The following is a 23,618-nucleotide window of genomic DNA, read 5'->3' as shown; positions in this document are numbered from 1 at the left end:
GATGATAGTGATGATAAATATGAGAAAAAGCTTCGGCTAAGGAGGAACGTAATGACGAATATGAACCCTTCTATGCGTTTGAAAGTGAAAAGGGACACGTTTTTTCTCCCTGATCCAAACAGTGGTGTGTTTTTTCGGAACAATGTAAGTTCGTTCCGTATGGAAGGCAGTATGATTGATCAATGGGTTGAAAAGCTGATCCCCATGTTTAATGGCGAGTACACCTTGGAGTATTTGACTAACGGTTTGCCGGTGGCTTATCGAGATAGAGTGTTTGAAATTGCAGAAGCCCTTTATCGAAATGGGTTTGTTCGAGATGTGAGCCAAGACCGTCCGCATCAATTGAAAGAACAGGTTCTAAAAAAGTATGCTTCACAAATTGAATTTGTGGATAATTTGCTTGATTCGGGTGGGTTTCGATTCCAGAACTATCGTCAAGCAAAAGTGTTAGCAGTAGGTTCCGGTCCTTTTTTTGTTTCGTTGGTTGCGGCGTTACTTGATTCCGGATTGCCCAAGTTCCAAACGTTGATTACTGACAGTGTTCAGACCAATAGACAGAGGTTGATGGAACTCGTGGCACATGCCCGGAAAACAGACCCTGATGTGGAGATCGAGGAGGTCACTCTAAACAAGCAGGGGGAAAGTACTTGGGAGGAAATAGTGAAACCGTTTGATTATATTTTATATGTGTCAGAACAGCATGATGTAGAGGAACTCCGACTTCTACATAGGGTTAGCAAGGAAGAGAAGAAAGTGTTTCTCCCTGCTATCTGTTTAGAGCAGGCGGGTTTAGCGGGTCCGTTAGTACATGCAGACTCAGAGGCCGACTGGGAGTCTGCTTGGCGCCGTATTCACCAAGGGGCTCTCTTTAGAGAGCAGAAATTTTATGGTTCTTCTTCGACACCCTTAGCCATGCTTGCAAATGTCATCGTATTTGAGTTGTTTAAAGACGTTACGGGTGTGACCGAAAAGGAACAGAAGAATCAATTCTTTCTTCTAGATTTGGAAACGTTAGAAGGAAACTGGCATTCGTTTCTGCCTCATTCACTGGTGACAGGACAAATATCTTCCAGATTGGTTGAAGATTTAGATATGCGATTAGAACAAGCAACCGAAAGAGGAGATCCGGGTAAGTTACTCCTATCCTTTAACCATTTGACCTCTAAGGTATCCGGAATTTTTCACATTTGGGAGGAGGGTGATTTAAAGCAGCTGCCATTGGCTCAGTGCCGAGTTCAGCCAGTCAACCCATTGGCAGAAGGGCCAGCTGATCTATTGGGTGATATTGTCTGTACAGGTCTGACACATGAGGAGGTAAGAAGGGAAGCGGGTTTGTCCGGAATTGAAAACTATGTATCACAACTAGTCGGATCGCTCGATCTACCTCCGGACGTGAAGGTGGGCGCAGGTGAAACATTCTCGGAAAGTGTTTGCCGGGGATTACAAAGATTCTTGGACGAAGAGTTGATCAAACAAAGCCTTGCAGAGGATTATTCCGTCTTCCCGGTGCAGGTAAGTACGGTAGAAGATGAACGCTGTCAGTATTATTTGCAGGCACTGAAGACGTTGCGGGGAGCACCGACTATAGGAATCGGCGAGGAAGTGTCTGGATTCCCGGTTGTGTGGATTGGTACCCATGACGGATGGTATGGCAGTGTCGATTTGAATATCACAATGGCATTACGAAATGCACTGCAACAGGCAATTTTCAATGTGCAAAATGAAGAGGAATTCGTTATGGCACGATCACTGGAGGTTTCGTCCGTGATTCTGGATGAAAAAGTACCACTAAGCATTAAAATTCCTGCGTGTGAAGAGAGTATACAATCCAAAAACTTGCTGAATGCTATGGAAATCTTGGGACGGAACGGAAAGCAGTTGTTTGTATATGAACTAGAACTAGAACCATCTTTGAAAGAGGGATTGGCAGGGATATTTGGGGTATTGGTTCAAGAGGAGGGGTTAACGTGAGTGCTGTCATGTTGGTTGTAGGAGAAGGACTGCTGGCAGACCACATATGTGAAGAACTTTCCTCTCAATACTTGGTATTTCGCCAAACTGATTTCGGAGCAATCGTACCCGGAAGGATTGATTTGGCATTGGTGTTACATGATGCATGGAATCCCTCTGTTCATCAAAAAGCAGAAGAGGTGTTTCATCGAACCCACACTCCCTGGCTGAGAGGTTTTGTTTCTTTTGGAGAGGGCGTAATTGGACCACTTGTTCGCCCGGGTATGCCAGGGTGTTCTCAATGTACAGATCTGAGGCGTCTTATGACAGGACACGACCGGATAGAGATGTGGGAAATACAAAAGAAGTTGCAGGGAACAGGTGGAATGCAGGGGGAACCTTGGGCCGCACGTATGAGTCTTTTTCACATGGCGCACCTAGTAATGGAAGAAATCCAAAGAATTATCCAAGGTAATCAGGCCCAATCTGAAGGCAAGGTATGTTTTATCAATCTGAAAACATTGAAGAATTCCTGGCACAAGTTTCTGCCCGTCCCCTTGTGTCAGGTTTGTAGTTCATTACCTGATGATACACCAGCGATGGCTCGGATTTCTCTGCAGCCAAGTCCGAAGGTTACGAGGGACAGTTATCGCAGCCGTTCGTTGGATGACCTGAATGAGGTTCTCGCTAATGACTATCTTGATCAACGCACAGGCCTTTTGAATGATAAAATGGTTAACCTTGTGCACACATTTGCTGATGTAAGTGTAAATTTGCCTTTATTCGAGGGGGATGAACGAACAGCAGGCCGAACGAACTCATTCACGGTTAGTGAATTAACGGCCATTTTAGAAGGGTTGGAGCGGTACTGTGGACTTGAACCCCGTGGAAAACAGACCGTGGTTCATGACAGTTATAATCATTTGAAGCATCAAGCACTCCATCCGATTGAGGTTGGTGTGCACGCAAAAGAACAGTATGAGAGAGCTGGTTTTCCATTTACAGAATTTGATCCAGATCGCCCAATTGATTGGGTATGGGGATATTCGTTTTTGCAAGAGCGTCCGATTCTGGTTCCAGAGCTGCTTGCCTATTATAGTTTGGGCTCGGGATCACGAGGATTTGTCTATGAAACTTCCAATGGATGTGCGCTGGGCGGAAGTCTAGAAGAGGCCATTCTCTACGGTATTTTGGAAGTAGTGGAACGTGATTCGTTCCTAATGACTTGGTACGCGCAGATGTCCCTCCCGCGTCTTGATCCAGCCTCCATTGAAGACCAAGAGCTTCAGTTAATGATAGAACGGATGCGTGCCGTCGCGAAATATGATCTATATTTGTATAACTCAACGATGGAGCATGGAATACCAAGTATTTTGGCCATAGCGAAAAACAGAAAAGAAAAAGGGATGAATCTTATCTGTGCGGCCGGATCTCATTTGGACCCGGCACGAGCGGTGAAAACGGCGGTTCACGAATTAGCTGGTATGATGCTGTCTTTGGATGAGAAATTAGAGGCGAACCAGGAAGAATATGTACGAATGCTGCACGATTCTACGTTGGTGCAGCAAATGGATGATCATGGAATGCTGTACGGTTTGCCGCAAGCAGAAGAGCGCCTGCATTTTTTGCTGGACGATCGTCGTCCATTGCGATCATTTAATGAGGAATTCCATTGGAAGTCAACACATCTAGATCTTACCGATGATCTTCAGGATATCATTCAAGTGTTTCGTAGTTTAAATCTCGATGTCATTGTGGTTGACCAGACGACACCGGAAACGGCTCGAAACGGACTGTATTGCGTAAAAGTGCTAATTCCGGGGATGCTGCCGATGACATTTGGACATCACCTTACACGCGTAACAGGGCTGGATAGGGTATTCAGGGTCCCTATGGAACTTGGATATTCGCAAGAACCGCTGACACCTGAACAGCTTAATCCACATCCGCATCCGTTTCCATAAGCGCATCACTAGGGGGATAGAGTATGAGTCTAGATGAGTTTTTGCACAATTTGCATTTTGATATTGAGAAGGCAAGCATAGCTAATTGGGAAGTAGATTGGGAGGATAAACCACTTCCTTATAAACTATACCGCGGAATGCCTGTGGTCCCATTATCTCTAGAAGTACCATTGACACTTGATGAAATAAAGCAGCCCTTCATGCCTGACCTGCGTAAAATCGGGCATTTTCTTTGGTATGTTTACGGACTTACTCAATTTAGCCAATCAGTCTTTAGCTTGGATGCTACAGACCATTCAGACGTCATGCAATCGTACAGAAGGTTTGCTCCCTCGGGTGGTGCGTTGTATCCAAATGAATTATACGTATATTTAAAAATCGAGGATTTGCCAATTGGGGTATATCATTACGATGTGGCACATCATCGCTTAGTATTGCTGCGGGAAGGAAATTTTGATTCCTATATAGCTAGGGCTCTTGGGAATCGCTGTGACATTTCAACGTGTTTTGGGACCGTTTTTGTATCGACTATGTTTTGGAAAAATTTTTTTAAATACAATAACTTTTCCTACCGTCTCCAGGGATTGGATGCAGGCGTGTTGATGGGACAGTTGTTGGAAGTATCGAAACGGTTTGGCTTTGAATCGGGGGTATACTTCCAATTTCTTGATCGGGCCATGAATCATTTGCTTGGTTTATCTGAAAAGGAGGAGTCCGTCTATTCGGTCATCCCCCTATCAGTTGAACCTACCATATGGTCAGCAAACGGGAGTGAAAAAGACAGAATAGTTTCTGCTGCGGAGTTGTCCCGAGAATTGCCACAGATTCAATCAAACCACTACGTCCGTTCACAGAGGGTTAAAGAGTATCCAATGTTAACGAAGTTAAATGAAGTATCCATGCTGGATTCTACAACTTTGTTTCCGTTGATCGACGTCAAGGAGAATGGGAGTTGTGAGGGTGAAGGTGTAGCTCTTCCACATGCACAGAGGCTGCCGTATGATTTTGGGTCTGTTTGTCGAAAGCGATTTTCTCCAGACATGGATTTCATTTTAGGAAAGGTAAGTCAACTCGAACTAGCAAATCTTCTATACGAGGCGACGGATTCTTTTCTGTATCGAAATGATTTGGATACTACTCATCAGAAGCACGAGTCACGTGTCTCACTAAATGTCTGCGTGTATAATGTTGAAGGAATTTCTAATGGTGCGTACAAATATAACAGCACTGCCCATGCATTACTTCAGGTTCATCCTGGAGATCATCGACTCCTGCTGCAATCTGGTATGTCGTTAAATAATGTGAATTTGCTCCAAGTACCACTCTGCATACATGTCACAGGAGTTAAGGATTACTATAAAACTACTCTCGGATACAGAGGATATCGAATCCAACAAATGGAGGCAGGTATGCTCGTGCAACGATTACTCTTATCGGCAGGAGCCAGTGGAATGGGAGGGCACCCGCTCCTCGGATATGATTCCAACCTGTGTGATGAACTTTACAAGATGGAATCACAAGGAAAAACCCGCTTAATCCAAATTCCAATCGGTCCCTATCGACAACGCCCTTGGCTAATGGGAGGGTTATATAGCTAATAGCTTTACTAATTCCAAAGTCGCGATTATCCTTTAATTTAAGGACGTTGATTATTGTTCCCTGGACTCTAAAGTAAAGTGAAATTTAAGAATCTTATAGAGGAGGTAAATAGTTGAAGGCAGATGCTGTTTTTGAAGGTGGTGGAGCCAGGGGAATTGCATTTGTTGGAGCGATTCAAGCGATGGAAGAGGCACAGGTAGAATGGCAAAGAATAGCTGGGACATCAGCAGGAGCCGTAATCGCTGCTCTTTTAGCAAGCGGCTATAAAAGCTATGAGATTAGAAAGCATCTTCAAGAACTTGATTTTTCAAAACTTCGCGGCAGGACGATCTTGAATCGAATTCCCATTTTTGGCAGCTTACTTGGACTAGTGTTTAATCTTGGAATCTATAAAAATGATTATTTGGAAACATGGATGGATTCACTTCTTTTAGAAAAAGGAATTAAGACATTTGCAGATCTTCCAGAGGGAAAGTTAAAGATTATTGCTTCAGATGTATCGAATGGCCAAATGCTTATTTTGCCAGATGATTTAGATCGTTATAGGATGACGCCTTCAGATCTAAAAGTTTCAACTGCCGTTATGATGAGCGCTTCTATACCATTTTTCTTCCGTCCAGTTATTTGGAAATCAAAAGACCGTAAAAAATCCTATATTTTAGATGGCGGCTTACTTAGTAACTTCCCAATATGGATATTCGATACGGATAATCCTCGGTTTCCAACCTTTGGCTTTCGTTTTGTGAAAGATAAAGTTAACATAGATGCCGTTATTCCAACCCCGCTTCACCTTTTCAAAAATATATTTAAAACGATGCTTCAAGCCCATGATTTACGACATTTAAACGAAGAAACAAATGAACGTACGATTAAAATTTCGTCTGGGAACATCAACACAACTGATTTTGAATTGAATGAGGCTGAAATTGATTTTCTCTATAAATCAGGCTATACTTCCACAAAAAACTTTTTGGCAAAGTGGGATTTTGAACAACATAAGATCAAAAGAATGCAAAGTGCAATAAGGAATTAATGAAGTATCACCATAAGCAAAACTCCAATTTACAACATTAAGGAAATACCAATATTAAAAGCCCAATTTCTTAGCATTAAATTGAGAAAGTGGGCTTTTTTCACTACTCCAGAAAAGGTCCAATATATCAACCCAAAGTCTGATTTGTGCCTAATCACTTTATGACAATCATTTCCACCATTTCCACCATTTCTTTTGATGGGCTGCTGCAATTTGCTGTCTTGTTTCTTCCAACATCATTTTGCTATTTTCCACCAACAATTGCTCTGAACGTTCTGTATACTTTACTATTTGGTTGATCTTTTCCTCTAGATAAGCCTCCCTTACGGCTTTCTCCTTCAGAAGCTTGATTAAATCCATGTTAATTTGCTCCAAGTGTTCAATGCGATCCAACAGCTCATCTAGGTTATTATTCTGAATCTGAGTTATTTTATGTTCAGGTGGATTATGTAATGGTTCTTCTTGCGTAGGTGCTTCCGTTTTATTTTCTTCAGAAATCGCTGCCATAACAGCCTGTGCTGAAAGTTCCAGCGTCATATCCTCTTGCTTACTGATTTCAATTAATTTACGGATAGCGGTAATATCCTTATCAAAATATCCTCTGTGGCCTCTATGATTGCGGTGAATCTGATATCCGTGTCCTTCTAATAGAGTGGCATACTTTCGTAATGTATGGCTATCGATTCCAAGCAATTCTTGTACGTGACTTGGTGAATATATTTCCGACAAATCAATACACCTCCGCTATTAGACATCTTAATGTAAGTCTCTTTGCAAGATACAGCCATTATACCAAGCTATTTTTAATAAATTGTCGAACCAGCAGATAGTAAACGATTTGTAATTAGACTGTTAACTCCTCTTAATATAAGAAACAACGAATCAAAAAAAATTTCATTCCATTTAATTTTTCGTGATGTATATCACATCGGAGCAGTGTAGGTATCCCTTAAAATAAACGTAAGTTACTAACAAAGGGGGAAATAAAATGTTTCTTACTTGGTTGATGTGTATCGGTTATTTTATAGGTTCCTATTATATTACCGTTGTTATTTTTGATAAACTTAAAGAGAGAGATGAAGCTGATTTAGCTCAGTTAGAATCTCAACTCCAAAACATGACCTTGAATACTACACAATCTTTGAATCAAGCAGTTTAGTTTTACAAAGGTAAAACAAATATAATATAAAAAGCCAAAAGGCATCTGATATATTCAGGTGCCTTTTGGCTTTTCTTATAGAAAATTGAAAACGTTTTTACTATAACTACTGTATTAACTAGCTGGTATGCTATTATTAATAAATGAAATTGAGAGAATGGAGAGGGCAGCTATTGAAAATTAGTTCATTAATTGCAAACAATATTAACAAATTGGATGCAGTAATACCTGAAGATCGTTCATTAGGGATTGCGGGTTTGTCTGGCTCAGGGAAAACGACTTTTTGCCAAACCATTGGAGAGGAATCCAAGAAGCGTCTTGTTTCCTTATTGCCCAAGGCTGAATATCAGTATCTATTTTCCACTATTATGGAGACGAACTTCAGTGCAATCAAGATGGAAGATATGCCTTTAGTGCTATTCCTCGGAAAATCATCGATATCTTCTAATCCACGTTCCACGATTGGAACACATACGGGTGTATTTAAAGAGATACGCGAGAGTTTTGCGGAAAAATACAATCTTTCTCCAGAAGTTTTCTCTTTTAATAATGCATTGGGCTGGTGTCCAGATTGTAAAGGACGCGGTACCACCAAAAATGTCGAATGTCCAAAGTGTAAGGGCAGACGTTATAATCAAGAAGTTGAGCAGTATAAGCTTAAATTATTCGAACAGCCACATAGTATTTCCGACATCAACAACTTAAGCATTGAATCCATTCTTTCATTAGCTGAAGATTTACGTCTTAGTGAAGGAAAAATACATATTCTCAAAAATATTGCCAATATGAATATCGGCTACTTAACCTTAAACCGGATCATGGGTACCTTGTCTGGCGGAGAAATTACCCGGCTTTACCTGGCTGAATTCATGGCTGCAAGTGAAAATACAGTTATTATTATTGATGAAATCTCCGTGGGACTTGATCACGAAACATTACTGAAAATCTTAGATCAGTTAAGACAATTAGGCTTTAAAAATCAAATTTGGCTCATTGACCATTCTGACACGGTGCTTGATGTAAGTGACGAACAATTATTCTTTGGTCCAGGCAGTGGTAAATACGGAGGTAAAATTGTCGAAGAATCCCCACGTCCACAACCAATCGTTTGGGAACGAAATCCAGCACCGCCAACAGAATACTACCAATTTAAAGATCTTTACTTCCGTAATATTCAAATGGCTGAAATTCAGATTCCCCAAAATAGACTTGTTACCTTTACAGGTGAGTCTGGAAGTGGTAAATCCACGCTGGTCAATGAGTGTATTGCAAAAGATTTTCTAAAGCGATATCCAAAAGACAAATTGGTGATCGTAGGGCAGGATCGAAATCAATCGATTACCAGCCGTTCAACCGTTGCGACCTTTCTTGATATAAAAAGAAAACTGACAAAATACAGTGAAGATATTGATGATATTTTTCAGCGTTCGATTGAAGATATCATTGATGAACTGCCGAATGAAGATATCGCTCATAAACGCTTGAGCCTATTAATTAAACTGGGCCTTGGTTATTTGACCTTAGAGAGAAAAACACAAACATTATCGACAGGTGAATTTCAATGTGTTCATTTAGTATCTGAACTGTTTGCTAACACTAGAAACCCACATACACTGTTTATTTTCGATGAGCCTTCAAAAGGTTTATCACAAAACATCTTAAACCAATTTATCGATAGTGTTAGGGTCATTCTGCAGGATGAATCTGTCTCCATCATGATGATCGAACACAATTCCTATATGCTTGATAGCTCAGATTATATTGTTGATTTTGGAAAAAGACAGCTAGAGCCAGTTCATCATCTGGATGTTTTAAGTCATGATGATTATTATCTTCAAAAGTCTAGTGATGATCTTGCTGCTTCATTCCAAATATCTTCAACTCTCACTATTCAAAAGGGCATTAACTATGTAGAGGAAAATCATATTGCTTATTTTAAAAATGCAGAAAACGTTTATAAGGGCGGCATTTTAAAAAGCTTATCATCCATGGCCCGTCTGATTTATGGTGAATACGAAAGTGATACCATTGCACCTGTTATCGCCATCGACCTTGAAAGACACTTGTATAGTCAATATAGTTTCCTCTATGAAATTGGCGGCTTGATTAATCATATCGTCGCTTCACATCACGCTAATAAAGATACAAGAAGCTTTGATTTCTACAATCAAGATAATCATTGCCCATGCTGTTCGGGTCGCCGGGAAATTGAAAAGTTTGATATTGATGTTGTGATCCAAGATAAAACCGTGCCTTTCTGGGATGGATTATTACATCCAGACGTGATGGAGGTTCTAAAATGGTACCAATATCCGAAATTGGAATTCCTTTTTGATGAGATTAAGAATGAGCTTGGTCAGGATATTAGTAAGAGCTTTAATGAGATGACAGAAGCGGAAAAGCATACTTTTTTATATGGGTATTGGGAAAAGTCCTTTTACGATAAAGCTGGCAAGGCTTCAAGAACCTGGGAAGGCTTTAATCTCATAATTGGCCGGTATATGTTTATTTCGAAATCGATTATAAAAGAGCAGATGAAAGAATCGAAAGAGATGATTACCTGTCCAGTTTGCCAAGGAACCGTTTTAAATCATCGTAAGAAACTAAAATTCAGCGAAAACGATATTCGAGAAATTATCCAAATGCCACTTGATCAGGCTATCAAAGCAGTAGGGAAGTTACCAGAACTTGAAAAGCTTAAAGCTATTGTTGGTGGAGAGATGGTACTCACTGAAGATGTATCCTTATTACCTAGAGAAACACAAGTAGCATTGAAGATGCTTGAACTCGAACTAGCAAGCTTCGTTGGTTACGAAGTGGTTTTACAAAACGCCTTACCGTTTTGGGACAAGATAAAAAACAATATCGAAGCCATATGCAGCAATAATCTCGTTACCATTTGTGATTTCGAAGCTATTACCGAAACCAGAGAAAGTATTATTGATAAATATTTCACCAATGGCAAATACAAGAAACTAACGTATGTCTATGAGGCGTTTGGATACAAGAAAATTGTTACCCAAATTAATAAAATTAAAGCCGCTCATAAATGTCCTTTCTGTAATGGAAAAAAGGTTATTTCCGAGGATGGCCTTCATGATGGAGTCCACAAACTATCGGTTCCATGTGTAAGCTGCCATGCGAGCGGGATCAATGACGAAGGCCAAAAGGAAATCGTCGAAGGTATCGATGTCCAAACATGGCTCACAGGTACAGTAAAAGACGTTGTTGCAGAAAACTTACTTACCGAGGAAGTTCATGACATTCCCATTTTCAATCGTATCCGCGAGTTAAATAAACGAGATATGATGGCCGTTTACCAAGCACTCGAGCAAAATAATTAAAGGGAACATGGTAAAAAACTCATTTGCACTTTGAGGCAAATGAGTTTTTATCATTTATTTAATAAATAAATCAAAACCGATTGTAATCAACCATCCCACACAAAGAGTAACTGAAAGATATGTACCAACATAAAGTAATAATTCCGCCATACATCCTCCTTCTCTTCATTTTCCTATTTCCACTTAGACAAAGTCATTATATCAAGGCGTTTTTAAAAATTTGTCGAACCAAGGGACAGCAATCTATTTGTAAATAGACTGTAAACTTTCCTTAATAATAGAAATAGTTTGAATATAAACAGGACCAAACTCCCCCGAAAAGGAAAATTATGACTGCTTTTATCAATGTTGAGGAGTGTGCTTTTTCCCATTTTTTAGCCCTAAATAATAGGTAACACTTAACTAGACAATGAAATTAATGTTCCGTAGACTAAACACTATATCATTTTTCTACTAATTTTTTTGGGGGTACGGGTATCTAACCTCCTAATCTACTAAACCAATATTAGACGAAGGTTAGTAGTATTTTGATAACAGGGAGGAAAGAGAATGTTAGAATTTGACACAAATATAGACCATTTAGCCAATATTAAAGTTATAGGTGTTGGTGGAGGAGGCAATAACGCTGTCAACCGCATGATCGAGGATGGGGTTGGGGGAGTAGAATTTATTGCTGTCAACACTGATTCACAAGCCATTAAACAATCAAGTGCAGCGATCAAGATGCAAATCGGTTCCTCTTTGACCAGGGGTTTAGGAGCAGGGGCAAACCCGGAAATAGGTAGAAAAGCGGTCGAGGAAAGCAAAAATCAAATCGAAGAAGTCTTAGCTGGAGCCGACATGGTTTTCGTTACAGCTGGAATGGGCGGCGGTACTGGAACAGGTGCAGCACCGGCCATCGCTAGAATTGCAAGAAAGATGGGAGCACTGACAATCGGGGTGGTAACACGTCCATTCAAGTTCGAAGGCTTCAAGCGTGCAAAAAACGCTGAAAGTGGAATAAGCGCCATGAGGGAAGCGGTGGACACCTTAATTATCATTCCCAACGATCGATTATTGGAAATTGTAGATAAAAAAACACCGATGATTGATGCCTTTCGTGAAGCGGATAATGTCCTGCGTCAGGGTGTACAGGGGATTTCCGATTTAATTGCAGTTCCCGGTTTAATCAACCTCGATTTTGCAGACGTAAAAACGGTCATGTCCCATAAAGGAACGGCCTTAATGGGAATTGGGATTGCGAATGGCAGCAATCGTGCTGCAGAAGCAGCAGAGAAAGCCCTAAACAGTCCATTACTGGAGACATCTATCAATGGGGCTCATGGTGTCATAATGAACATAACAGGCGGCAACAATCTAAGTCTGTTTGAAGTGCAGGAGGCAGCCGAAATCGTGGCTTCCGCTTCCAACGAGGAATTAAATATGATCTTTGGTTCGGTCATTAACGAAAACCTAACAGATGAAATTATTGTAACCGTTATTGCTACTGGATTCACGGAGCAAGAGAATACCGATTTACATAAACCTGCCCAGGTACCAGTGGAAGAAAAGTCGATTACTTATCAAAGAGAACAAAACTATGATTATCATCAAAGAGAACAGCACTATGAACCTCATCAAAGAGAAGTAGAATATGAACCTTATCAAAGAGAACAAGACTATGAACCTTATCAACCTGAACCTATCAACTATGTAGAAGAGGAACAGCCTTATAAGCAGCACTCAGAAGAACAAGATGATTCTAGTGATATTCCAACATTCTTACGTAACCGAAAAAAGCGCTTACGTTCTTTTCGATGATTGAACCAAATTGAATTTGCACTTAAAAAAACGCTTGGATTTTCCAAGCGTTTTCATATACCGTTTTTTTACTGATAAAATTACGCCATTGGCAGGCTTTTAAATTTTGTAACTGTCTCTACAAATTCTTCTTGACCATCAATAACCTTATACACCCTAGCCTCATCAAAATGAACGGTCTTCCAAGAGCGTAACTCACCATCTCGATATCCTCTAGCCATGAAGTTTTCCAATGACTTCTTTGTAGCTCCTTGATAGTAGGTTTTTCCGATAAAAGCACCTTTAAAATATTTGTGAACCATATACGTATCAAACATTCGTGTATCCTCCTATTTTTTAACAGAGTAATTATTTACTAGAATAATTCGTTTATGAAAAGGTAATTAAATATATTTGCAACATCGCTATGTTGTTTACAAGAGGAATAATATCATCAAAATTAGTGAGAGTCTGTGAATATTTTGTGAAACATTTCACGAAAGGTGTGGTGTTTTTTTCCAGAAGTATAAATAACCAGATGCATGGACAATTCGAGGTTTTTATACATGCGATTATTTTTGGAAATTCTGAAAATATATAGTTAGTAATGGTATAATTTTCTAAATAGTAGAGAGTTATTATGGAGGGGAAAAATGAAAATTGTCGTTGCTGGAGGATCTGGTTTCATTGGTCAGACGTTAACACAATTGCTGCTAGCTGAAGGGCATAGTGTTGTAATATTAACTAGGAAGGAAAGAAAATCTTCCGGAAAGATTGAATTTGTAAGGTGGCTGGATGAAGGGGCTTCACCTGAAAAAGAAATAAGGCATGCAGATGCGTTTATTAACTTGGCTGGTGTGTCCATTAACGACGGAAGATGGAGTAAAAGCCATCAGAAACAAATCTATGAAAGTAGGATGACTGCAACAGATGAGTTACTTAGAATCATTTCCTTACTTCAAGAAAAGCCTTCAGTCCTGGTAAATGCCAGTGCAATTGGGATTTATCCATCCTCAAAAAATGCTGCCTACACTGAAAATTCATTGGAAACGGCAACTGATTTTTTAGGGAGGACCGTACAGGACTGGGAAAACAAAGCTCAGCAAGTAGAGAAATATTCCATTCGTGCAGTATTCATGAGATTTGGTGTGGTTCTTGGTAGGGAGGAAGGTGCGCTGCCACTTATGGCGATGCCGTATCGATTATTTGTCGGCGGAAAAGTGGGTACAGGTGAACAATGGGTATCTTGGGTGCATGTTACGGATGTAGTACGCGCTATTCTCTTTGCAATTACTAGTAACCATTTAAGTGGACCGATCAATGTAACAGCTCCAAATCCACTTCGAATGAATGAATTTGGAAAAAGTATTGGTTCTGTATTACATCGACCACACTGGCTTCCCGTACCTTCATTCGCTATGAAAATAGTGCTGGGGCAAAAAAGTGCCCTTGTTCTGGAAGGGCAGCATGTTATCCCTCAAGTTTTACAAGAGAACGGGTTTGAATTCAAGTTCCCAACACTCTGCTTTGCCTTAGAGGATTTACTTCAAAAGTAAGTTACGAATGTATGTTCTTATTTGGTATGATTTATGCTATACTTAAATGGCAATAGGTAAGGTTGTCTCAAAGGCGGTTGGCAAGCTCCCATCGGAAAGGGGGTGTTGCTGTTTGACGATTTTCGAAACGTTCATGATTATGATTGGTTTTGCTAGTTTAATCGTAGCCATCCTGACGTTTGGTCAAAAAAAATAATCCACCCTTGAGTTTTGGAGGCTCAGGTGGATTATTTATTCTCATTAACAAGTCGACCCTTTTGCGGGTACCGTCTATTGCAGGACCTGACATGTAGCAGCATGTCGGTCTTTTTATTTTATGTTCGTACTTATATTTATATTATAACGAAATATAGGAAAAAAGAAACATAAATGAATATTTTTGATGAACGGAGAATCTGCAGAATACGCCTCTTTCTAAATTTTTCAATCAATTAATTAAAATTTCATGCACATTTTTGAACTTTCAACATATAGTAACTCTTGTGAGAATTTTTTTAATGGAAGGAAGAAAAAACATATGAATAACGATGTAATTAAACAATCTACTAAAATCGAGAGTAATGCAGGAGGAAATGGATATAAGGTTATTGAAATTAACGTAACTGATCCATCTGAAAATTCTTTTGCGGTAGTTACTCCTGTTAAAATGAAATAGGAGACTACATTAAAACCTTAAGAAAAAAAGTTTTAATGCCAGCTTGTACAGGATAGTCAGGAGCCTGAGAAACCGGAGCACAAGCTTCGATGGAGGCGTCGTGGGCATCGGTAATTGAACAAGCTAATAGAATTCAATAAAAGAAATGGCTCAGTATAGAAAAATGAACCATTTCTTTTATTACATAAACAGGTACAAAACACTGTACAAATTTGAGTACATATTCGGCTTCAATTTCAGGAAACCGAGGAGGAAGTAGTAAAAAATCAAAAGTACCAAGTTATAACAATATCTCATTTATTAAATAGTAGATTATGAGGAAAAAGAAGGGGTGGAAGTTATGTTTAAGCTGCGAGGTCACCATCTGTTTTGCTTACTTGGTTATAGGGGAATGGGATATTCTGAAGAATATGTCATCAATATGACGCATTTGCATCAAACTTTAAGAAACAATCCCAAGACGTTAATTAAACTAGTAAAAGGACCTGATCAGTTGTGCGAAAAATACCCCAACTCAGGTAAATACCACTGCCAAGATGCTAGTATCTATGAAAGAGATGCGGCCATTTTAGAGAGAATGGGCCTTAAGATCGGACAAATTTTGAAATGGGAGGACATTGAGTCAGGTATTCGAAATTTTGTCGTTCCCGCTGATATTCAAATTGTTTGTGAAACTTGTTCCTGGCGGTCATATGGAGTTTGTGAGGAAGGTATCCAAGAGATTCATTCTGGGAAGAGCTTGAGGGAAGTGAAATAAGCCCTTCCCGTTGACTTAAGCCCCAGTTTGTATTTTAATTGCTTTAGTCTAAAAGAATAAAATGGAACGCCTAATGCGGTGAAAATCGCACTTTGGGTGTGGAGCAGTGGAAAGATGAGGATTACTTCAATGTATTACCTATTGCTATTGTCTCTGTTAAAACTGAATGTTGATTTCACTGTATTTTTTTAGTTAGGTGGTTTCGCAAAGATTGTTTTTTTTATTATTGGTTAATAACGTTTTTTGCTTAAGTCGCCCTGGTTCGCACACCATGACTCTTAAAATCAACGAACTTGTCTGAAGTTACCACAGGTTCGGACACCAGGACTATTAGATTCATCAAACTTGTCTGAAGTTGCCACAGGTTCAGACACCATGACTCTTAGATCCATCGAACTTGTCTGAAGTCACCTCAGGTTCAGACACCAGGACTCTTAAATTCATCGAACTTGTCTGAAGTTGCCACTGGTTCGGACACTATGACTCTTAGATTCATGGAACTTGTCTGAAGTCGCATCTGGTTCGGACACCATGACTCTAAAGTTCATCAAACTTGTCCGAAGTAGCGATTAATTTAGAGTAATTTGTACAGAAAGCAACAAAGTTTACGAAAAGAGCCTTGAGTTAATAGTTAAACCTCTACGAACACAAAATTTTTTGTAGTCGTAGAGGTTTAACTTTTCAATATAAAAATGATTCTATTAAGTAAACGCTTCCACCCTAAGAAATAATCCCTTTTCTTAAAAGTACACCCACCGCATGGGAACGGTTGTGAGCACCAAGTTTTTTGATCGCAGATTTTACATATTGTTTTACGGTTAATTCACTAATATCCATCGTGGCTGCCATTTCCTTCATGCTTTCTCCCCACGAAATCTTCCTCATTACCTCTAATTCTCTTTTGCTTAGGTTTGGTGATTCTTTTAATTCTTCGGACTGCTCCATATATTTTCCAACCATTCTCCCATAGTCAGTGAGTGAGGAGAGGGTTTGTTCGTCTAGTAATGCATCCTCGGAAAATTCCGTCGTACAAATATAGCCAATGACGATTGAACTGAAACTAATCGGGACAACAGCCATAGAGTTTATATTCGACGTAAGAATATACTTACTGCTTGTTTGTTTTAAAAATTCAATTCCAGAACAATACTTCGCTTTCCTCTCTAAAATCGCAGTATGGATGATAGGCAAAGTACGAACATTATCGCGAATTTCGTTAATATAGACGATGCCGGTTGAATTTAACATTAAAACTCCTTCCCCAAGATAACCTAATGGAGAATAGCGAAATAGATAAGCATTTCGTACAGGGTAGAGAGACATGTAGACTTCAAGAATCTTATACAGTTTTTCTTCATGACATGCTGCTTCTTCAAGTTGTACAATCTTTTCCATCAAGGTATGCTGCGATGGCAAACTATCATCTCCTTTTGGGGGATTGGACACCTATAAAATTAGGAATATTCAAATTATACAAAAGATTGTAACATTTAGATAGTACTAATAGGTGCTAATCCCTAAAAAGGATTTAAATCTTTTTACAAGGAAAGGATGATGACCAATGGCAAATTTAAAACCACAGTCCCTTATGTATTTAGAAGCGTTTAAGCAAATGCCGCCGATTGCTTCATTAGAACCACAAACAGTCAGAGATATGTTTGCTATGGCACCCCCAGTAGAGGTAGAGCTTGCACCCCTTGCGAAGATTGAAGACAGACTTGTCCCAGTTGATGGTGCAGAAATAAATGTCCGAATTTATACCCCGGAAGGTCAAGGTCCATTCCCGATTTTTGTTTATTACCATGGCGGAGGATGGGTAATTGGTGATATTGCTATATCGGATGCTAGCTGCAGAATGCTTGCGAACAAAACTGGGAGAATTGTGGTTTCAGTAGATTATCGCCTTGCACCGGAACATAAGTTTCCTGTTCCTGTTGAGGATTCATACGCAGCTCTGCAATGGGTAAGTGAAAATGCTGCGTCCTTAAATGGAAACGCTTCCAATATTGTTGTAGGTGGTGATAGTGCTGGAGGTAATCTTGCTGCTGCTATGACCTTGAAATCAAGAGATGAAAATGGACCTGCTATTGCTGGCCAGGTGCTAATTTATCCAGTAACTGCACTAAGCTATGATTCTCAATCCTATCAGGACTTTAAAGAAGGATTTGGTTTAGATAGAGACCTAATGATTTGGTTTGGCAATTATTATATCCGAAACGAAGAGGATGCAAAAAATGTTCTTGTTGCACCGATTCTTGAGGAGGATTTACGTAAGCTGCCACCTGCTTATGTACTAACAGCAGAGTTTGATGTCTTAAGAGATGAAGGGGAAGCCTATGCCGAGCGGCTTAAGGAAGCTGGAGTTACCGTTGAGACTTCACGCGAGGAAGGCTTAATCCATGGATTTTTCACAAATATGGCTGTTTTCCCTGATGATATCAAAGGTGCAATCGATAAATTTGCGGCATTTTTAAGTAAAGTTGACCAAGAGGTAAGTAGAGTCTAATTTTCATAGAAGAAAAATCTGAACCTTAATTTAGGAGGGAATGCTTTTGACATCTGCAAAAGAGACTAATTTTGATGCGGTAGTAATTGGTGCAGGCTTTTCAGGAATGTATATGCTTTATCGTTTACGTGAATTAGGATTATCGACTCGTGTTTATGAAGCAGCAGATGGGGTTGGCGGCACCTGGTATTGGAACCGTTATCCAGGAGCACGCTGTGATTCTGAGAGTATCTATTATAATTATACTTTTTCCGAAGAGCTATACCGAGAGTGGACATGGTCCTCTCGATATCCAGAGCAGCCCGAAATCTTAAAATATCTTAACTTTGTCGCTGATAAGTTTGAGTTACGACCTGATATTCAGTTTAATACTCGCGTTCATGCAGCCCAATATGACGAAGAGAATAAGATTTGGCAGATTTCTCTAAATGATGGTAGCACTGTTACTGCGAAATACTTTATTACTGGAGTGGGTTGTCTTTCTGCTTCGAATCTTCCTAAATTTAATGGCTTAGAAAACTTCAAAGGAGACTATTATCACACTGGACATTGGCCACATACAAAAGTTGATTTCACTGGCAAAACAGTTGGTATTATTGGGACTGGTTCGAGCGGAGTTCAGGCGATTCCTGCTATCGCAAAAGAGGCTGCCCATTTAACTGTTTTCCAACGGACACCGCAGTATAGTGCTCCAGCGAGAAATCATCCGTATGATCCTGAGTATATACGTCAAGCAAAAGAAAATTTCCAAGAAATCAAGCGGCAAATGCGCGAGTCTACTGGAGGAGCGCCTGGTGACATACCGACGAAATCAGCGCTTGAGGTAACACCTGAAGAACGTCTGGAGAAATATGAGGAAGCATGGCGAATTGGCGGTCAAGGAATTTTCACCTCCTACTATGACATTACCGTCAATGAGGAGGCAAACAAAACGGCTTCCGAATTCATCCGTTCAAAAATTCGCGCGATTGTTCAAAAGCCTGATGTTGCTGAAAAGCTGATGCCTTCGTATTACTACGGAACAAAGCGGCCAATCATCGACACCGATTACTATGAAACCTATAATCGAGATAATGTTTCTTTAATAGATGTTAAGAAGAATCCAATTGAAGAAATTACAGAAAAAGGGCTGCGTACGACTGAAGGCGAGTATGAGGTTGATGTCCTTGTTTTTGCTACCGGTTTTGATGGCATGACAGGTCCATTGTTAAAAATGGATATCCGTGGTAAAGACGGAGTATCATTGAAGGAAAAATGGAATGGGGGAGAAAATACAAGAACCTACCTAGGTGTTGCGAATGCCGGATTCCCTAATTTCTTCATGATTACCGGACCAGAAAGTCCTTCCGTTTTGAGTAACATGCCGGTTTCCATTGAGCAGCATGTAGAGTGGATCTCCGATTGTATTGAATATATGTGTGAAAATAATATGGAAACAATTGAAGCAAACGTTGAAGCCGAGGAAGCCTGGAGTAAGCATTGCGGAGAGGTCGCAAATGCAACGCTCTTCTCAAAGGCAGATTCCTGGTACACTGGTGCCAACATCCCTGGAAAGACGCGTAGATTTTTAATCTACTTAGGTGGTGTCGGAGCATACCGCGAGAAATGTGCTGAAATCGCGGCCAATGGGTACGAAGGCTTTCATTTTGAAAAAGCTCCGGCTTCTATTCAAGGTAGTATTAAATAGAAAGATTTGACGTAATGAGATTGTAGTTCGTACAATCCTTCATTTAAATTATAGTTAATGAACGAATCGAACGGGCCCATATATGATGGTCTCGTTTTTTCTTTGTAAAAGCTAAATGTTGATTTTACTGTGTTTGGAAAATAAGCGGAGAATTCCCGCTTAAATTGTGAAATAGCCATTTTTACCTTCATAATAAGCGGAGTTTTTCCGCTTATGGTATCCAAAATCATTGGATTTTGTCTAATTTAAAGCAGTTAACCGGAATATTTCCGCTTATATCTGCTTCTTAAGGTTCCTTTATATACATTAGCCGGAAATTCTCCGCCTATGAATGATCAACCATACACGAAAATCAACAATGAATAATAACACAGCCTTACTTTTAATAAAAATCATTTTGATATTTATTGTATAAAGCTGTTAACCTTACCATTATTTTCACTAATATAGTAAACTTATATTATGTTTATATTTGATGCACTTTACGAGAGCTTTTTTAATAAAAAATAATAGTTTACTAGAGGTGTAAGGGATGATTAAGAATATAATGACAAAGCTTCTAAAAATTGAGTTTCCGATTATCCAAGCCCCTATGGCAGGAGGCGTAACATCTTCAAAATTAGTGGCGGAGGTTTCAAATTCCGGAGGCCTTGGAATGATTGGGGCCGGCTACATGACACCGGGCCAAATCCGTGAGCAGATCAGAGAAATAAAGCAGTTAACATCCAATCCATTTGGCATAAATCTTTTTGTTCCTAACGAATTTAGTTGGACTGAAAATGAAATAAAAGCAGCATCTCAACTTTTACAGCCCATTTGTGAGCAATTACATATTGACCAAAATGATAGAATGGAAATTCCAACATCTAATCATTTATTTGAAACATTTAATGAACAAATCAAAATTGTCATTGAAGAAAAACTCCCTGTGTGTTCATTTACTTTTGGTGTTCCTTCCATTGAAGTGATCGCTGAGTTAAAATACCATAACATTATTCTAATGGGAACAGCAACCACTGTGGAGGAAGCGCTAGAAATTGAAAAGTTAGGGATGGATATGGTTGTTGTCCAGGGCAGTGAAGCGGGTGGTCACCGGGGGAACTTTAGGGGTGAAGACCAAGCGAGTTTAATAGGTTTAATGTCATTGATTCCACAGGTTGTTGATCATGTTAGTATTCCTGTGATTGGTGCTGGAGGAATTATGGATGGGAGAGGGCTGATGGCCGCCCTATGCTTGGGAGCAAAGGGCGTTCAAATGGGTACAGCTTTCTTAACCTGTATAGAAAGTGGAGCTCATAAAGTTTATAAAGAAGCCATTCTTCACGCAAAAGAAGACCAAACGGTGTTAACACGATCTTTTTCAGGCAAATGGGCAAGAGGAATTAATAATAAATTTATTGCCGACTTGAAGAATCATGAAGAGTCTTTACCCAATTTTCCTGTTCAAAATACTCTAACCCAACATATTCGAAAAGCTGCTTCTTCCCAAAATAACCCAGACTTCCTTTCACTCTGGTCTGGTCAAAGTCCTAGATTAGCCAAAAATCAAACTGTTGAAGCTTTAATGAAAGATATTATATCTGAAGCAACAAATATAAATAAACACCTTACTAATATAACAGTTGATTAGTGATTCTAACGACGTGCGATTGTTCTATATGGACATTCGCCTTTTTTTATCTAGACAAGGACTATCTGTGAAACTTTTGTGAAATTGTTCATAGGCATTAAAACTACATACTCAACGTGTTAATATGAATATGCTAGGATTCAAGTACTAGTTTAGTCATAAATCGATTATATTAATTACATCATGTATAAGAACGAAAGGAGCCTTACCTTGAAAAAAATCATTTTATTCTTGTTCTGTACCTTGCTGATTCTACCTTCATTTGTAAGTGCACACACAAGTTTATCTTCATCTAATCCATCAGAAGGACAAGTTGTAACAGAGAACCTTGAACAAATTATTCTTACGTTTGGTACTTCTATCGAGGAATTAAGCACGATGGATTTGGTTAGGGACGGAAATAAAATTCCATTAGAGGAAATCAAAGTTGAAAATATGCAATTGACTGGAACACTTGCAAAACCATTAGAGAATGGCTCTTACATAATCCAATGGATGATTGTCGGGGAAGATGGCCATCCGATAAAAGGTGAAATTAATTTTGTTGTTCAAATGGATCAAAATGCAGTAGAGGCAAATCCTGTTACTCCCGAGGAGAGCGAAGCAAATCTAGAGGATGACAGTCAGACTGATCAAATAGAACAAAATAGTGAAGATCAAAATACAGCATCAGACACAGTAGAGAAAACGGACGAGCAAAATGATAACGACTCACCAACCATGTTAATTACAGTTTTTATTATCTTAATTGTGATATTTGGAATTGTACTTTTATTTTTTACCGGGAAGAAGAAGCGTAAATCATAAATATACATCGTTTATGATTAACAAAAATTTTATATCTTTAAAGACAAGGAATTTATATTTCTTGTCTTTTTTATTGTGATACTCAATCTATACGTACATTTCGTCACAAAAGTGAATAGAATACCTAGATTATTATTTTGAAGGGAATGAGCAAGATGTACTATGTTCCTTATACCTACCCATATCCATATCAAAATCCGTATTATGTGAACGTGCCAATGTATGACTATGGAAGGCAAGATTTGTATTGGGGTTATCTGAATGAGTTAGATTATGCAAATCGATATCAGTATTGGCAATCTATAAATCAGAGAAATATAGAAATTAAAGATTATGGGAAACAACCATTTGTAGTGAATATTGAGGAAGCTACTAAACAAAACAGTACATTTCGAACAACTTTATGGACAGGGAGTTATCTGCAGGTTACTTTGATGAGTATCAACATGGGGGAGGATATTGGATTAGAGATGCACCCCGATGTTGATCAATTCCTACGTATTGAAGAGGGTCATGGAATCGTTCAAATGGGTGATTCAAAAGATAATTTAACTTTTCAAGCAAAAGTATCTGATGATTTTGCCATCATGGTACCTGCAGGCAAATGGCACAATGTAACCAATACAGGGAATACACCACTGAAACTTTATTCGATCTATGCTCCACCTGAACATCCATTTGGGACTGTTCATAGGACGAAGGCAGATGCAATGGCTGCAGAAGAAAATCATGAATAACAATTAGGATTTTAACTAAATAATCCGATACTCAAATAAATGAGGCGTTGATTCAAGATGAATTGACGCCTCATTTATTCGTACTAGTTTCGCATGCAAAAAAAACACCCGATTATTCGGATGCATATTTGATGATTCCATGTAAATAAACGGAGTATTCCCGCTGTACACATTCTCTTAACTTAATCTTTCCTTCACTTTCTAATTCTCCAACCCATTTCTCAATCTTTTTTTCATCTTCTTTAGTGGACTTCGGAATCTCGGTTGAAAATAAATTACTTTGACTGGCATTGCGAAGATTTTTTAATAAATCAACTTTATTCATTGGGCCAACCCCTTTATCTATTAATTCGACATAAAGGACGTTTTCTCCTTTGAATTCAACAAGAATATTTAGAGTCGTTTCAATAGGAAAATTTTATGAGAATGGTATATGATGTACTTACTTAAAAACT

General features: G+C 39.2%; 20 protein-coding genes. 16 read left to right on the top strand and 4 right to left on the bottom strand.

Annotated elements, in window-relative coordinates:
- Positions 1-51: 51 nt before the first annotated feature.
- The 4 genes from ACY3XC_RS06900 to ACY3XC_RS06885 all read left to right on the top strand — a co-directional run bounded on the left by ACY3XC_RS06900 (position 52) and on the right by ACY3XC_RS06885 (position 6,546).
- A complete protein-coding gene (locus ACY3XC_RS06900) occupies positions 52-1,971 on the top strand; it encodes a putative thiazole-containing bacteriocin maturation protein (protein ID WP_464867903.1) in 1,920 nt (639 codons plus the stop codon).
- On the top strand, positions 1,968-3,914 hold the full coding sequence (locus ACY3XC_RS06895) for a TOMM precursor leader peptide-binding protein (RefSeq protein ID WP_464867902.1): 1,947 nt from the start codon (positions 1,968-1,970) through the stop codon (positions 3,912-3,914). The genes ACY3XC_RS06900 and ACY3XC_RS06895 overlap by 4 nt, the downstream gene beginning before the upstream one ends.
- A gap of 23 nt (positions 3,915-3,937) precedes the next feature.
- On the top strand, positions 3,938-5,512 hold the full coding sequence (locus ACY3XC_RS06890) for a SagB family peptide dehydrogenase (RefSeq protein ID WP_464867901.1): 1,575 nt from the start codon (positions 3,938-3,940) through the stop codon (positions 5,510-5,512).
- A gap of 113 nt (positions 5,513-5,625) precedes the next feature.
- Positions 5,626-6,546 carry a patatin-like phospholipase family protein gene (locus ACY3XC_RS06885; protein ID WP_464867900.1) on the top strand — a complete coding sequence of 307 codons (921 nt, stop codon included), beginning with the start codon at positions 5,626-5,628 and terminating at the stop codon, positions 6,544-6,546.
- A 168-nt stretch (positions 6,547-6,714) separates the two neighbouring features.
- On the opposite strand, the gene ACY3XC_RS06880 is transcribed toward ACY3XC_RS06885, so the two are convergent.
- The gene (locus ACY3XC_RS06880) at positions 6,715-7,275 is read right to left on the bottom strand and encodes a MerR family transcriptional regulator (RefSeq protein ID WP_464867899.1); all 561 of its coding nucleotides are present in this window, start codon (positions 7,273-7,275) and stop codon (positions 6,715-6,717) included.
- A 259-nt stretch (positions 7,276-7,534) separates the two neighbouring features.
- Between ACY3XC_RS06880 and ACY3XC_RS06875 the strand changes: the two genes are divergently transcribed.
- From ACY3XC_RS06875 to ftsZ, 3 genes are all read left to right on the top strand, one after another.
- On the top strand, positions 7,535-7,705 hold the full coding sequence (locus tag ACY3XC_RS06875; protein ID WP_179159627.1) for a hypothetical protein: 171 nt from the start codon (positions 7,535-7,537) through the stop codon (positions 7,703-7,705).
- 173 nt (positions 7,706-7,878) lie between these two features.
- A complete protein-coding gene (locus ACY3XC_RS06870) occupies positions 7,879-11,049 on the top strand; it encodes an ATP-binding cassette domain-containing protein (protein ID WP_464867898.1) in 3,171 nt (1,056 codons plus the stop codon).
- Positions 11,050-11,598: 549 nt separating this feature from the next.
- Positions 11,599-12,849 (top strand): cell division protein FtsZ, encoded by a 1,251-nt coding sequence (ftsZ, locus tag ACY3XC_RS06865; protein ID WP_464867897.1) that lies wholly within the window; start codon positions 11,599-11,601, stop codon positions 12,847-12,849.
- 80 nt (positions 12,850-12,929) lie between these two features.
- On the opposite strand, the gene ACY3XC_RS06860 is transcribed toward ftsZ, so the two are convergent.
- Positions 12,930-13,166, bottom strand: coding sequence for a hypothetical protein (locus tag ACY3XC_RS06860; protein WP_464867896.1), 237 nt, complete (start codon positions 13,164-13,166; stop codon positions 12,930-12,932).
- A 315-nt stretch (positions 13,167-13,481) separates the two neighbouring features.
- On the opposite strand from ACY3XC_RS06860, the gene ACY3XC_RS06855 reads away from it, so the two are divergent.
- The 4 genes from ACY3XC_RS06855 (at position 13,482) to ACY3XC_RS06840 (ending at position 15,796) form a co-directional block, all read left to right on the top strand.
- Positions 13,482-14,384, top strand: coding sequence for a TIGR01777 family oxidoreductase (locus ACY3XC_RS06855; RefSeq protein WP_464867895.1), 903 nt, complete (start codon positions 13,482-13,484; stop codon positions 14,382-14,384).
- A gap of 46 nt (positions 14,385-14,430) precedes the next feature.
- Positions 14,431-14,580, top strand: coding sequence for a putative holin-like toxin (locus ACY3XC_RS06850; RefSeq protein ID WP_464867894.1), 150 nt, complete (start codon positions 14,431-14,433; stop codon positions 14,578-14,580).
- A gap of 321 nt (positions 14,581-14,901) precedes the next feature.
- Positions 14,902-15,039: a hypothetical protein gene (locus ACY3XC_RS06845; protein WP_464867893.1), complete on the top strand. Its 138-nt coding sequence runs from the start codon at positions 14,902-14,904 to the stop codon at positions 15,037-15,039.
- A 340-nt stretch (positions 15,040-15,379) separates the two neighbouring features.
- On the top strand, positions 15,380-15,796 hold the full coding sequence (locus ACY3XC_RS06840; RefSeq protein ID WP_179159633.1) for a DUF1284 domain-containing protein: 417 nt from the start codon (positions 15,380-15,382) through the stop codon (positions 15,794-15,796).
- A 720-nt stretch (positions 15,797-16,516) separates the two neighbouring features.
- Here ACY3XC_RS06840 and ACY3XC_RS06835 read toward each other — a convergent pair.
- The gene (locus ACY3XC_RS06835; protein WP_464867892.1) at positions 16,517-17,212 is read right to left on the bottom strand and encodes a response regulator transcription factor; all 696 of its coding nucleotides are present in this window, start codon (positions 17,210-17,212) and stop codon (positions 16,517-16,519) included.
- A 145-nt stretch (positions 17,213-17,357) separates the two neighbouring features.
- On the opposite strand from ACY3XC_RS06835, the gene ACY3XC_RS06830 reads away from it, so the two are divergent.
- The 5 genes from ACY3XC_RS06830 (at position 17,358) to ACY3XC_RS06810 (ending at position 23,163) form a co-directional block, all read left to right on the top strand.
- Positions 17,358-18,302: an alpha/beta hydrolase gene (locus ACY3XC_RS06830; protein ID WP_464867891.1), complete on the top strand. Its 945-nt coding sequence runs from the start codon at positions 17,358-17,360 to the stop codon at positions 18,300-18,302.
- A 46-nt stretch (positions 18,303-18,348) separates the two neighbouring features.
- Positions 18,349-19,989 carry a flavin-containing monooxygenase gene (locus ACY3XC_RS06825; RefSeq protein ID WP_464867890.1) on the top strand — a complete coding sequence of 547 codons (1,641 nt, stop codon included), beginning with the start codon at positions 18,349-18,351 and terminating at the stop codon, positions 19,987-19,989.
- Positions 19,990-20,521: 532 nt separating this feature from the next.
- Positions 20,522-21,619: an NAD(P)H-dependent flavin oxidoreductase gene (locus ACY3XC_RS06820; protein WP_464867889.1), complete on the top strand. Its 1,098-nt coding sequence runs from the start codon at positions 20,522-20,524 to the stop codon at positions 21,617-21,619.
- A gap of 210 nt (positions 21,620-21,829) precedes the next feature.
- Entirely contained in the window at positions 21,830-22,426 is a 597-nt protein-coding gene (locus ACY3XC_RS06815; RefSeq protein ID WP_464867888.1) for a copper resistance CopC family protein, read from the top strand.
- 155 nt (positions 22,427-22,581) lie between these two features.
- Complete coding sequence (locus ACY3XC_RS06810; protein ID WP_464868048.1) at positions 22,582-23,163, top strand: cupin domain-containing protein; 582 nt, start codon at positions 22,582-22,584, stop codon at positions 23,161-23,163.
- Positions 23,164-23,275: 112 nt separating this feature from the next.
- Here the strand turns inward: ACY3XC_RS06810 and ACY3XC_RS06805 are convergent, their stop codons facing one another.
- On the bottom strand, positions 23,276-23,488 hold the full coding sequence (locus ACY3XC_RS06805; protein WP_464867887.1) for a hypothetical protein: 213 nt from the start codon (positions 23,486-23,488) through the stop codon (positions 23,276-23,278).
- Positions 23,489-23,618 lie beyond the last annotated feature (130 nt).

This window comes from Bacillus sp. CZDM1, from assembly GCF_055502545.1.
The sequence above is the reverse complement of the archived record's forward strand: the minus strand, read 5'-3'. Positions and strand labels throughout refer to the sequence as shown.